Source organism: Chryseobacterium balustinum (assembly GCF_900168205.1).
Taxonomy (GTDB): domain Bacteria; phylum Bacteroidota; class Bacteroidia; order Flavobacteriales; family Weeksellaceae; genus Chryseobacterium; species Chryseobacterium balustinum.
In genome coordinates this window covers 43,507-57,248 of sequence record NZ_FUZE01000012.1, presented here as the reverse complement: position 1 = coordinate 57,248, position 13,742 = coordinate 43,507, and the positions used below count along the sequence as shown (strand labels likewise).

The window sequence follows — 13,742 nt, the reverse complement described above, 5'->3', positions numbered from 1 at the left end:
AGCGTTCCTACGGAACACATTATCTTGCTATATTTACATTTTATCTACACAGATAATGTTCGGATGGAACATTTTTTATTTATTCCGTTAGGAATAACATCTGTGTAGAAAACTATTTTTGTATGTTTTAAAGCGTTCCGTAGGAACGCTATCTTTTTTTACATTTGATTGATTTTTAATGAAAATTTGTGCATTCGTGGCATTAAATCTTATTTCAAAACAGTTGCGCTCATTATTCCGATCACAACATCGTTGCTTACTGCAGTTAGTTTTATAGATTTTAATTCTTTATTCGGGTCAATCGGTAAATCCAAAATCGTGGCTGCTCCGCCTTCCACAGCACGGTTGCTTACTCCTTTAATTTCTGAATATTTACTTAAACTTCCTCCTTTATACAATTCTCCAGTTTTTAGTTTTACTCTGTACGGAATTTTGTCATCCGGAATTTCAAATGCAAAATTATCATCAAACAAATCCTGCTCAATCGGCCACCAGTTTGTTGGATTTTTCAGTTCTAATTCTGTATTTGAACCATCAGAATATTGAACCGTAATTTTTCCATTAATGATTTGCGACTGCATCGGATTGGTAGAACCCGCCAAAAGGAAATATATTTTTTTACCTTTTCCATTTAATGGAATTTCAACAGCATTCGGATAATTATCCCACTGACTTGCAAAAACAATATTTTTATCTTTATTATCAATTAAAAATGGAATTCCTAAAAATTCAAGTTTTCCATTTTTACGATTTCCCATCAATCCACTGTCGTCAATTTGAGTAGTTGCCAAAGGATAACACCAATTCCCGATGCCTTGCCACGGAAGTTGTAAGGTAGGAACAGTTGGTCTTGGCGAAAGATATTTTTGATCGAAAATTTGGCTTACTCGATCGTTGTATTTTGATGCTAATGAAATGGTATTAAATTCACTTTCATTTTCAATTTCCCAATCTATGATTTCAACATTTTGTTTAATTCCATTGTAATCTAATTCTAAGTAATTGGTTCCTTTGCTTAAAATATTTGTCGGAATTTCAATGGTTGAAGTCTGATTTTTAGCAATTGAAAATGTTTTAGTTAAACCATTAACAGTCAGTTTTCCATTATAATCTTTCGATGATTTATTTTGAATCTGAAGTTTGTTATTCACCCATTTTGTTTGCAAAGGATGTTGAATATTAACGTTTACAGGATGCCACCATTTGGTTTCGTTTTGCTCAAGGTGAACGAAAAAAGTTCCTTTTCTTTCTTCTTTAACCAATTCAAACTGATTACCATTTCTGGTTTTTATTAATTCCTGTGGATCATTGACTTGAAGAGTTTTCTTTTTTGAATCGAAATTAAGCTGCAGATTTTCAGAAAGATAATTGATAAAATCTGTCTTTTCAATTTTTAATTCCTGTCCGGAATAGGCGATTTCTATATTAAATTCTTTTCCGTTTGGTGTTTCAAACTGAATAAAAGGCTGCAAAATGGAATTGGGTTTAATTTTCCAATCCACTTTTTTACCATTCACTTTTACGGATTTTATTTCGGTATGATTTACCGGAATTTGCATTTGAAGCGTAACCGATTTCTGATTATTTGATTTAAACCAAAACGTTGATTTCTTCGAGGTTCTATTAAATTTATATTCCCAATCCTGAACTTTTAGCTCTGCAAAATTCCACTCTTTCGGGAATCCCGGTTTGATACTGATTTTATCCTCTAACAAATTCGGATAAACCCCAAAAAGTCCTTCCGTTAAAGTTCTTGCAGCAACGCCAATTGGGTCGGCAAAATCTCGGTACAATTCACCTCGAAATGCGTCGTAATGTGATAATTGCTCAAAATTTCCGGGACTTATCCCGTAATACATACTTTCGGTAATATTTCCTTTCCAAAGCAGGTATGCGTCCTCATTTCTTCCGGCCTGCCAATATGCCAAAGCGGTTTGTAAATTCTCCGCCAAAGCGACATTGTTAATAGACCAAGTGTATGGTTGCCAATTTGTTGTTGCTAATGTGTAATAGTTTTTGGAATCTTCGCCTTTTACTTTTACAGGAATGTGAGGAATTTGATTTCTAATATATTGCGTGTTTTGATAATCCTCAAATTCATTCAGAATATAGGCATCCGAAACGTGATAAATAGACCAAATCCCCGGCTTGTCGTGAAGGATTTGATTGCCTAAAGCATCTTTGAATTCAGCAAAGTAACCGTTCTTTTTAATCCAAAGTTGATTTTTCATTGCCTTTAAAATTGCATCGGCTTCTTTTTCATAAGGAGCATAATCTTCGCCAATAATTTTCGCCAGTTTCGCCATTTCGCGGTTGGCTCTGTAATTATATGCTGAAGTATGGGTCACTTTTCCACCCGAATATTGCAATCCGTCACTTGCCCAAATCGCCGCATACGCATCATAAAGATCGCCACGTTTGAAATTTCTTTTTTCCCAATCCATATGACGAACCATCGTCGGCCACATTTTTTTAAGAAATTCTTTATCTCCTGTATAATTGAAATGCGAAAACATTTGATCAAAGAAAACCAAATTCATATCATAATGATGTGGTTTTGAATTGTCGTTCGGATTTCTGGAAATATATCCGCTTGAAAACACCGAAGTTCCCATCTTTTCTGCGTGTCTCGCTAAATGTAAAAGTGTATCCATCTCAACAGGCGCAAAATCAGGTTTTAAAACCTGAGAGTTAGAATAGCTTTCAAAATGTTCTTTCGCCCTGTCGTGCCAACTCAAAACGTCAGCAGCGTAAGCTCCACGCCAAGCATTGAGTCTCATTCTCCACGCAACGGCGCCGTGAAGAAAGGTCGGGCTTTCCCAAACTCCGTCTGCAGCAACTGCTAAATTAGCTCCGAAATTATTTAAATCTGAATCCGGAGTTTTTAACTGAATTCTGTTGGTTAATGTTAAACGTGATTGTTCAGCTTTATTAAAAATATCGGCAAGCTTTTCATCAGACAAAGTAGAACTTGAATTTCCTTTGGCTATTTGAATATAAACCGGATTTTTTTGCGCTGAATAACCAGCGTAAACAATAGGGGATTGTTCTGCTTTATTTTGTGTGAAATAAGACAGATTATCTAACGTTTTTGCATCTGTTAATTGTAATGAACTAACGTTTGAAAAATTTCCGTTAATAGTCTGAGTTTCCTTTTTTTTATTGAAATAAGAAAGCTGGAATTGGTTTTTATTTATTTGAAACTGATTGCCTTCACAATATTCGGGAAGCAGGTAAAATCCTGATTCAGGATCTGCACCGATGTCGCCATTTCTGCTGAATGTTTTTCCGCTTGCGCCACCGTAAACCGCATAGATTTTTGTATTGGAATCTATAGTTGAAGTTTCCATTTTTAAAACTAAACCTTCTTCTTTTGATTGTGCTAAAACAGTTAATTTTAAACTTCCATTTCCAAGAATAGGATCTTTAATTTCATACAACATTGAGCCCGGTCGGTAACGAGTTTCAATTTTATCAGCGTTAATCAGTTTTTTAATTGAATTTCCTTTTTGGATGACAAACTGAAGATTGCCACCCATTCCCGGAAGATACAGCGCGAATTCAGGTAAATCTCCTGCTTCAACACGGGAAGCACGGTTATCGCCATACAAAGCACGGTTGAATCTGTATTTTCCATTGACCAATAAAAAATCGCCTTTGTCTTCTTTATAATGCAGTTCACGCTCGTTATTCTGCCAATGTTTAGACTGAGAAAAAGAATATGAGAATGCCGATAAAACAATCAGTCCGGCGAAAATGGTTTTTCTTCGCATTTTATGGTTTTAACTCGGTTAAAGGCTGTCCGTTAACAGTTACATTTTTTAAGGTCACATTTTTCAGGAAATCTACTTTGTAAGGAATCTGAACACCTGTCATTTTAGCATTAATCATTGTAAAATCTGTTACCGGAGAAGATTCGTAAGCATCAGAAAGAACAGCATATTTTCCACCTTTCTCAACCTGTAAATTTTCTACCCAAATATTTCTAATTGTCGGAATATGATTTCCCGGTTTTTCATAATGCATATTAAAGCGGACTGCTGCTTCTTTGTAAGCACCGACTTTTGTATTGTAGAAAAATACATTTTCAATAGTTCCGCCACGGCTTGAGCTGGTTTTAATTCTTAAAGCTCGGTCAAGATTTTTACTGTCCATCACGTTTCCGATGGCATAAATGTTTCTTGCTCCGCCCGCAATTTCGCTTCCAATTACAACACCACCGTGACCGTCTTTCATTTCACAGTTTTCAATAATATGATTTTCGGCAGGTCTTCCGATATCTCTCCCGTCCTCATCTCTTCCAGATTTGATGGCTATACAGTCGTCTCCGGTATCAAAATAAGAATCTTTAATCCAAACATTTTTACAAGCTTCAGGGTCGAAACCGTCATTGTTTGGTCCGTGACTTATTACTTTTACTCTTTCAATCAAAACATTTTCGCACAAAACAGGATTTAAATTCCACATTGGAGAATTTTTTACCAGAACATCTGCCATATAAAAGTTTTTGGACTTGTAAGGCTGAACAAAATTGGGTCTTAAATAATAACCATCGCCGAAAATTCTTTCTCTTGCAGGTTTTCTTTGCGTCATATATTCGTGAAGCTTTGCACGTGCTGGATTTTGTCTTCCCGGACGAGAAGTATTGTATCCATATTTTGTTGCACCACACCAAAACCACCAGTTGTCATTATCAGAATTTCCGTCTAATGTTCCTTTTCCGGTTACGGCGATATTTTCTTCTTCGTAAGCATAAATTAAAGATGAGTAATTCATACATTCCATACCTTCCCAACGTGTGAAAACAATAGGGTAGTCTTTGCTGTCCTGACTGAATAAAATGGTTGAACCGTCACTCAAATGTAGATTAACGTTACTTTCTAAATAAATTGCACCTGTAAGGAAAACTCCGTTCGGAACGACAACTCTTCCGCCGCCTTCTGCACTACATTTTTCGATTGCTTTTTTGAAAGCTTCTGTATTTTTTGTTTTTCCGTCACCAATAGCTCCAAAGTCGGTAACCAAATAATCAACTTTTCTGAATTCAGGTTTTTTGATCTGCTTCTTTAAAGCTTTAATTTCTTTTAAAGGTTGCTTTGCGGAAGTCCAAGGTTTGTATTGAGCCGATGCATTGATCGATAGGATAAATACAAAAATGAATAAAAAGTATTTTTTCATAATTCTAGAGAATTGTAAGTTTATAAGGCTGATCTTTTGAATTGTTTTCTTTCTAATCGCAATCTAAAATAATTGAAATTAAAAATTGTCCTGCACTGTCCGTTATTTTATTTTTTATGTAAACGATTGCATTGTATCAATATTACAAATAAATTATATGAAAAGTTAAGAAGGAGGATTATTTAATAATGAATTGAAATTGAGCTAAACAAGTATGTTTTCTTTATTTTCGAAAAGCAAAATCTAAAAATAAGTGAAGAGTTTATTCTAATAAATTTCCACAAAATATTCAAAAATTAAATTTTAGAACAAAAAAAAAGAGAAATAAACATGTTATTTCTCTTTTTAAGTCTATTAATAATGTTCTAAAATTAGATTTAAAACTTATAAACAAATGCATTGATATTCATTCCTGCACCCACCGAAGCAAACAAAACGATATCGTTTTTCTTGATGGAATGTGAAGGTAATTCATTATTTAAAATCATTGTCAGTAGTGATGGTATGGTTGCGACACTGCTGTTTCCTAGTTTGCTGATTACCATTGGCATAATATCCGGTGGTGGAGGAGTATCGTATAATTGATAGAATCGATTTACAATTGCTTCATCCATCTTTTCGTTTGCCTGATGAATAATTATTTTATCTAATTGATCTATGGAATAACCACTTTGATCAAGACATTTTTTCATTGCATCCGGAACATTGATGAGGGCAAATTCGTAAATTTTCCTGCCATCCATTTTAATATATTTTGTATCTGGAGAATGATCAGTATTATAGGATTGGGCAAAATTCAAGAAATCTTTTTCTTTAAATGTATAAGACGCAGAAACATGAGATTTTATACCCGAATCATCATCTTCTTCATTGGCTTCCAAAATGATTGCTCCTGCTCCGTCTGCATAAATCATGCTGTCTCTGTCGTGAGGGTCTGTAACACGAGAGAGTGTTTCTGCACCAATAACCAGGCATCTTTTTGCAATACCAGATTTGATAAATGCATTCGCCTGAATCACTCCTTCGATCCAGCCAGGACATCCAAATAATAAATCGTAACCAACGCAGAAGTTATTTTTAATCTGTAATAGGTGCTTCACTCTTGATGCAAGACTGGGAACGGCATCTGATTGTATTGTACCAGATTTTATATCACCAAAATTGTGAGCAAAAATAATATAATCTAAAGTTTCAGGGTCTATTTTTGAATTTTCTATTGCCTTTTTAGCTGCAATAAATCCTAAATCAGAAGTTACTTGATTATCACTAGCATATCTTCTTTCTTCAATTCCTGTAATTTTTTTTAATTTACTGGTAATTGAAGAGTTATCTTCTTTTAGATTTTCGCCTTTTTCATTAAGGAAAATATGGTTGTCGAAAAACAGATTGGTAATAGTTTCTGATGGTATGTAGTTGCCTACACCGATAATTTTACTTTTCATATTACGGGAGTCTCATTGTTGAGATTCAATAAAAAACTATGAATAATTAATATTTTTATAATAAAGGTAATTCTTTTGTGGCGAAAGATACTATAAAAAATAATCTATTACAACGATTTAACATTCGATACATACAAAAATATGGGATTATATAATTTAATGCATCAATATAATTCATGCGCTACAGATTATAAATGACTGTATGGGAATATACTATACCTTATAAAAACAAAAAAACAAAGCGGAAAAGTTTCTGCTTTGGTTTGATTATTTATTTTTAGCAATCTGTTTAGTAATTTATGAATAGGATATTTATATATTCTAAGATTCTTAATGTCATTCTATCAACCAGCAACTATTACGTTAATTGCTAAATGTTTTTTTATTCACCTTTTTTTCTCTTACTTTAATAATAAAATCAGGAACAGTTACCATTTCGCCAGCTTTTACATTAATATCAAAGCTTTGAGTTTCGCAATATGTATTGGGAGGAAGGGTAGAGGTATCAATAAAAATTGTGTAACTGCCTGTAGGTAAAAAAGAGGTTATTTTCCCTTGATCATCACTTTCTAATTTTTGTACAATCTCATTCCCTTTAAGAATTTTGAATGCTACAGAAGACGCTCTATGCTCGAATTCTACTGCGGTTTTCGTATTGTAATCAAAAGAGATATTACCTAAAAGCGTTCCATTTTGATGAAGCGGAATATTCAAAAGATAAGTGTAAGAATCAACATTAAAATCATATTCATCATAATACCAACCTTGCTGAATATGCTGTTTTAGCTTATATTTTCCAAAAGGTACATTTTTATACATCGCAATTCCATCTGTGGTAGTTTTTAACGCCGTATTATTGATATTGACGATGTAGTCATTGGCGGGTTTCTCTCCCATATCAAAAATATTGTTGTTGTTTTCGTCAAAAAAAGTAAATACCTGAATTTTTGCTTTTTTATCAGGGCTCAAGATTGCGTTTTTTAAATTCAATGTTAAACCAAGTTCAAGTGTTAGAATATTATTTGCCAGATCCCCAACCGAATAATTGTACCATGAAGAATTCAGAAATGCACTGAAGTTTTTACCCGTATATCTCGTATTTAGAAATGCAGAAGGAGATTTTCCATAGATTATGTCGTCTACATAAGATAATCCTGTACTTACATTAACTTTGTCTTTGATGAAATTACTATTGTAGAAAAGCGAAACTGAAAGCTTTTTATAATCGGTGTTATCTGAGGTCAAATGAGATAATGCATATTCGGATAAATAATAACTTCCTGATTGGTAAACTGTATTAATGTTAAATTTTTTGAAGGCGTAATTTCCATTCAACTTCATTTGAAATTTCAGGTCGTCATTAAGTGGATATTTTGCTAAACCTGTATCAAATGTAAGTGATGCATATTGTTTTGTTCTGGCATGTGACCATGAAATTTGTTCAACCAATCTATGGGTGGTTAATTCTCGAAATTCATTAGTGTTTAAGTTTCCCAAGAAATTATTGTAGTTGTTAGACTTTTCGTTTTGAAACTGATAAAAAAGTCCAAAACTAAAATTTTTACTATTGGGAAGTTTAGTTCCCATCTCAATTCTAATGTTTTCAGAAGCTTGAGGCATGTTGAAAAAATAATATTTTGGTGAAAAATTGGAGTATGTAATATTGCCAAAATAATTGTAATTTTTATAGCTCTTCGAAATATTCTGCTGTAGCTGTACGCTTCCTCGTCGATTTCCAGGATAATATCCAGAACTGAAAAAGTAGTTTCCGTTAAGATTATAATCTTTAAAAGCACCAATATAGTTAGATTCAGCAGAGAACGATGGTTTCAGCGCATCCTGAGTTTCGTTAGAACTTAATCCGGCGTTCACTTTTGCATTCACCATCCAGATTTTATCAAAGGTATAATGGGTTTCTGTTCCCAAAATGTGATGGCTACTTTTCTCATAAGGATCGTAGCGGTAATTATAACCTGCCGAAATAGTTTTTGAGCTATTGTTTATATTCATGGTTCCTTTAGTGAAAAAGCCATAGCCGTTTTTTAAAAAAGTGTTTCTTTCAATAAGATTAAAATTCTGATCGATAAATCCGACCTCCAGTTTGGTATCTTTTTTGAAAGTATGACTATATTCTACCCCTCTTCCCACCAAAGGCATCTCTAAAAACTTATTGATATTTCCAATCGTATATTGGTTTTTACCTTGCTCAAGGGTAATATTGGTATTGGTTACCAAAGGCTGTTGCTGATTGTTGAAAAATGCAACATTTCCTCTCATATAAAGGAAACCGGAAGGTAAGTTGAAACCACCCGAACCGAGCAACTGATACATATCGGAATTTTCTCCAATTCTCCTGTATAAACTTGTGATCTGATTTTTGGAGTCTCCGGTAAAATTACTAAATTCTGGGCTTTGATATTTTTGAACACTGGAAATATTTTGTACAAAAACAGTCGATGTATTGAATATTTCTTTGTCTGGATTTCTGAAACCCGAAACGTTTATCGTAAAGCTAGATAATCTAGACAGGCTTTTAGAAGGTTGATAAGTAAATACAAAAGTAGAATCCTTTTTTACATTAATTATAGCTTGTTGCTCCAAAAATTGATTCCCATTTTCAGGATCAGGAATTTTGCATACCAATGTAATATCCTGAGAGATATTTCCTGTATTACCTACTCTCACTTTTATTGATAAAGGCTCTTGGCTAGAAGACCTGTAGATGGAGGTTGTTAATAAAGATAAATTCAGATCATTATTAATCTCAATAGTATGTTCTTTAATTCTTTCAGTTATAAAATTCCCAAACTGATCCAGCAGCCGAACTTTTATGGGAGATGATCCTGCTTTAGCATCAGAAGGTAAGATTATTCTTACGGGTAAATATTTTTTTTCGTTGGGTTTTAGTTCTATTAAAGGTTCGTCACCAGTAATTACTTTAAATCCTTTTGGATATGTAAACTGAATTTTTCCACTGAAATTAGTAGAATTGAAATTCTGAACACTTACAACCAAATTGAGAATCCTAGAATAAGATGTTGAATTTTCCTGCTCAATTTCCATCATAAGATTCGATTCTGTTTTTTGTGCATTGATGAAAACACTACTGAATAATACGATGAAAAAAGGGAGTGAAAATTTTCTTCTTAAAAAAGGCATCTTTTAAAATTTATTGAGGAGTAATTTCATACTGTAAACTAGTTGAATACTCGGTAGATTTAGCATTAGTGAACTGCTCATCCTGTGGCAATGTGAAATATTTGATATCGTAATTATAAGTAGTACCTTGGGTGGTATTTCCTTTAACAAGAGTCTGGCTTATTGTACTTAATGCTACCGGTGAAATTACCTGATTACTTTGACCTAAAGGTTGTAAAGTAACATGCATAGCACCTACAGGAATAGTGTAATTACCTGTATTTGATTGGAAATGACTCTGTAATGATCTTACTTTAATCTGAAAATTGGTATTGGTAGTGACTTGCAAACCACTAGGATAAACTACACTCTTACCATTTTTATAATCTTGCATGCTACTGAATTCAAGCAAACCGTTTACTGCATTGCTATTTACTTTTAAAGACATTTCCTGCGTTACGGGCGGCGTTCCCGTCAAATTAGCAATATGAAACTCAAAAGTATGGCTCATTTTCCCTATCACATTGTTATACCGATCATAAGCTGTAAATTCTACAGGAGCCATAAACTTTGTCCACGCAGGGTAATTTCCTAAGTAAGCACCTCCCATTATGGTAATTCCGTATTTAAGCTGAAGGTTGTAATAACCATTTTGCGTTGAGGGCATATTATACAAAGGAGCATTTGATTGAGGAATCAAAAAAACTTCTGTATTCTCCTGTAAAAATACATTAGAAGGAACTCCAATCTGTGTAAATGTCGGAATGGGATTTGGGTAAGCCTGTCCGGATGTAGATATTGGCTGAAAAGATATTTTATTTCCAGGAATAGTATATTGTCCGTTTTCAGAAGTAATCGCTTGTTTAAGTTTTGCTGAAATTTTCCAGTATGGCATATTTAGATTGCCATTAGCCTCGAATCTTGATGTAAGCGCATCAGGATTACTGTTTCCATTATAGGAATTTACCTGCATATAACTATTTACCAGCCATGAAGTAAACGAAACTTGTGCATTGGCGCACAAAGAGATCATCATCAATAAAATGACTATTATTTTACTCATATTCAAAATTTAGCTCTCCCATTTCTAAAGTTTCATTATCTCCATAATCAATTATTACCGAGGCGTTATACGCGCCTTTCTCGATTATATCTTGCATAGGAATGCTTATTTTACGAGTATTTCCTGGTAATGTATAGAATACAATAGGTGCAATACTGATCTTTTTACCAGTATTTGTATTAATAATATCTGTTATAACTTTTCCATCGGCCCATGCATCAGATTGATTTTCAAACGTGATATTCAGTAATTTCTTCGAAGTATCAAATTTTAAATCTTTAATTTCAATTTTTCTTTTTATTACCGCTGGCGTTTTATGAAATATTTTAATTCCAGAACGAACACTTAATTTAATTTTTGCTCCTTTACTATCTACATCATCCACAGGATTCATTTGGCTCACAAATAATACTGCAGTATGCACAGAAAGTTTGTCTTTTGGTAATGCAGGCGAAGTAAGTGTTATTTCTAGCTCTTTTCTCTCTCCTGGGCCAAGACTGAAGTAATTATCGGCCTTCTTGATGTTTATCCAGCTTGCACAAGAATTCTCTAATGTACCAGCTGCTTGTATTATATTATCACCTTTTTCATCATAATTCCAATCTCCTAAACTTATCGCAAGATCTAGCGCGTGCTTTTCACTCACATTGGTAACCGTTATCGTTTGAGTGCTGCTTACTCCTGGTGCCGACTCAAAATAAACCCTCGGTGGAGAAACCGAAATACCTGTTTGTGCACTGATTTGTATTACTAGAAAATAGAATAAGAGAGTGATTTTGTTCATAATGGTGTTTTATAAGTACATGAATAGTGTCACAAATTATTGTGACACTATAAAATTATATGACTATAGTTTGTTATTTACTAACAATAGAATATGTTAAATTTGCTGTGTAAACAGTAGGGGTTTGACCTGCAATATAGTTGTCTATATATGTATCTAAACCTGCTGCTTTATATTCAATAGTAATTTGTTTGTTAACTCCACCAGTTGCAGATTTTACTAAAGTTTGCTCATTCCCAGAAAGAAATTGTGGCGTATAAGTAGCATCAGCTTGACCGGCAGTACCTGGTGTAGGTATTACTTGGATACTGCTTACGTCCATTGTTTTAGTTCCACTTGATATTGTTGCAGCATTGCTTGTTACTCTCACTTCGTAACTTCCTGTACTGTAGACAGTTAATTGGTTCTCTTTTTTAGAACTAACTCCGTTTTGGTAGTCAGCTTTTGATGTATAATTTAAGTCTACATCTTCCATCCCATTTACTACAATGGTTTGAATTGGGTTTAATTTAACATTTAGCTTTACTGTACCTGTAGCTTGTGCGTTAACATTAGCGAAAGCAAATAATCCAGCTGCCGCAAATAAAAATTGTTTCATAGTATCAATGAGTTTTAATTTAGATATTATTATCTATTCTTTTCGGGTGCAAAGATACAAGCAGTTGGTAGATTGGGTTTTGCGAAAACGTGTTTATTTTTTGTAAATTTTTACAAAAAATGCAATACGGTAAAATGAAAAGAATTTTTGATAAGCGTGTCTAGTTAAAAGACTCTTTGTAATATGAAATGAAAATATTTTTATTGATTGTTAAACTTTTAAAATAGGTAACTGGATTTATTGATTGTATTCAATACATCCAGTTACCCTTGAAAACTGATGATGAAAAGTTTATTAATATGATGAATGTATTAGGTTGAAAAGAATAAATAAAATACTAATAAAACTTTGTGATTTGGTGTTCTTTTTTTATTTTCTAAATATGATGATTTTATTTTGTTGTTATTTAATACTGCAAATCTAATATGTATATAGGTGCAATACAATTTAACGTGGGTTTGATTTAATAATTTTTACGTAAAAATTTATAAATTTTTACGTAAAAATTAATTTTAAATATTTGATTGTTAGTTTTTTATGTTTTTGGATTGAAAAAATGAATAAAAAAAATGCTTTATAAAAATAAAGCATATAAATCTAAGATTTAAAGTGTTTTTAATGAAATTTCATCATATTTTTCCAGCAACTTCTCTCATATCGGATGGCTTTTTTCCACTATGTTTTTTTACGAAATTACTAAAATTACCCTCGTCTTTAAAGCCTAAATCAAATGCAATTTCAGATAAAGTTTTACTTGAAAACTTAATTGCTTTCTCACATTCGAATGTTACTTTTTCGATAATCATTTGTTTGGCAGATTTCCCATAAACAAATTCTGTCATATCGGTTAATTTTCGACTTGAGACTCTAAGCTCACTCGCATAATGAGTAACTTTTTTCTCGGTTTTGTAATCTCTTTGAAGAATAACGGTGAAACGGTTGACTAAACTTACAGACTCCAAATGTTCTTTTGGGTCATTTTTATGGTCAATATGCAAATGAGCATCCAGAATTAAACTTTCTATAGCGTTATGTGCAGCCGAAAAATAAATGCTTTCTTCGTCAATAACTGAAAATCTCTTTAGTCTTTCGATTAAAATAATTTTGTTGTATTCATTATTTCCAAAATAGGGAGCTATAAAAATTTGAGATTTGCTATTGAAAAAAATATTAGAATTTAAGTAGATGCTATCTTTCGATGTTTTATCGAAAAACTCTTTAGAAAAAACAATAGCATAAATTTCTTTGCCCATTGCATTACCAAATTCTACGTTTTTTTGAGGCCCGATGAATACAGAATTTCCACCTGAGATATGATAAGATTTATTCTCTACTATAATATTGAGGTCTTCTGCAACCAAATAGATTGCAAAATACTCTAATGTATTAAACTTTCTTGAAAAATTATTGCGCTCTATGATTTTAGAGACAAGATTAATGCTGAAGCCATTTTTTTTTAATTCATCGGATACTTGATGCATTGTGTTTTCTTGTGTTTTGTGAATCAATATATTTCTCAAAAATAAGTAATAATTAGCT

The 13,742-nt window shown here is 32.9% G+C and carries 8 protein-coding genes; all 8 read right to left on the bottom strand.

What is annotated here, in order from left to right:
* Positions 1 to 209: 209 nt before the first annotated feature.
* The 8 genes from B5X64_RS13930 to B5X64_RS13895 all read right to left on the bottom strand — a co-directional run bounded on the left by B5X64_RS13930 (position 210) and on the right by B5X64_RS13895 (position 13,684).
* Entirely contained in the window at positions 210 to 3,773 is a 3,564-nt protein-coding gene (locus B5X64_RS13930) for a DUF4450 domain-containing protein (RefSeq protein WP_079465834.1), read from the bottom strand.
* Position 3,774: 1 nt separating this feature from the next.
* Complete coding sequence (locus B5X64_RS13925) at positions 3,775 to 5,178, bottom strand: glycoside hydrolase family 28 protein (protein ID WP_079465833.1); 1,404 nt, start codon at positions 5,176 to 5,178, stop codon at positions 3,775 to 3,777.
* A 377-nt stretch (positions 5,179 to 5,555) separates the two neighbouring features.
* A complete protein-coding gene (locus tag B5X64_RS13920; RefSeq protein WP_079465832.1) occupies positions 5,556 to 6,620 on the bottom strand; it encodes a 3-oxoacyl-ACP synthase III family protein in 1,065 nt (354 codons plus the stop codon).
* Between the two features lie 363 nt (positions 6,621 to 6,983).
* Positions 6,984 to 9,779 carry a COG1470 family protein gene (locus B5X64_RS13915; protein ID WP_079465831.1) on the bottom strand — a complete coding sequence of 932 codons (2,796 nt, stop codon included), beginning with the start codon at positions 9,777 to 9,779 and terminating at the stop codon, positions 6,984 to 6,986.
* A gap of 10 nt (positions 9,780 to 9,789) precedes the next feature.
* Positions 9,790 to 10,821, bottom strand: coding sequence for a hypothetical protein (locus B5X64_RS13910; protein ID WP_079465830.1), 1,032 nt, complete (start codon positions 10,819 to 10,821; stop codon positions 9,790 to 9,792).
* A complete protein-coding gene (locus B5X64_RS13905; protein ID WP_079465829.1) occupies positions 10,814 to 11,605 on the bottom strand; it encodes a fimbrial biogenesis chaperone in 792 nt (263 codons plus the stop codon). The genes B5X64_RS13910 and B5X64_RS13905 overlap by 8 nt, the downstream gene beginning before the upstream one ends.
* Positions 11,606 to 11,678: 73 nt before the next feature.
* The gene (locus B5X64_RS13900; RefSeq protein ID WP_079465828.1) at positions 11,679 to 12,203 is read right to left on the bottom strand and encodes a hypothetical protein; all 525 of its coding nucleotides are present in this window, start codon (positions 12,201 to 12,203) and stop codon (positions 11,679 to 11,681) included.
* A 629-nt stretch (positions 12,204 to 12,832) separates the two neighbouring features.
* Positions 12,833 to 13,684, bottom strand: coding sequence for a helix-turn-helix domain-containing protein (locus B5X64_RS13895; protein WP_079465827.1), 852 nt, complete (start codon positions 13,682 to 13,684; stop codon positions 12,833 to 12,835).
* Between the last annotated feature and the right edge of the window lie 58 nt (positions 13,685 to 13,742).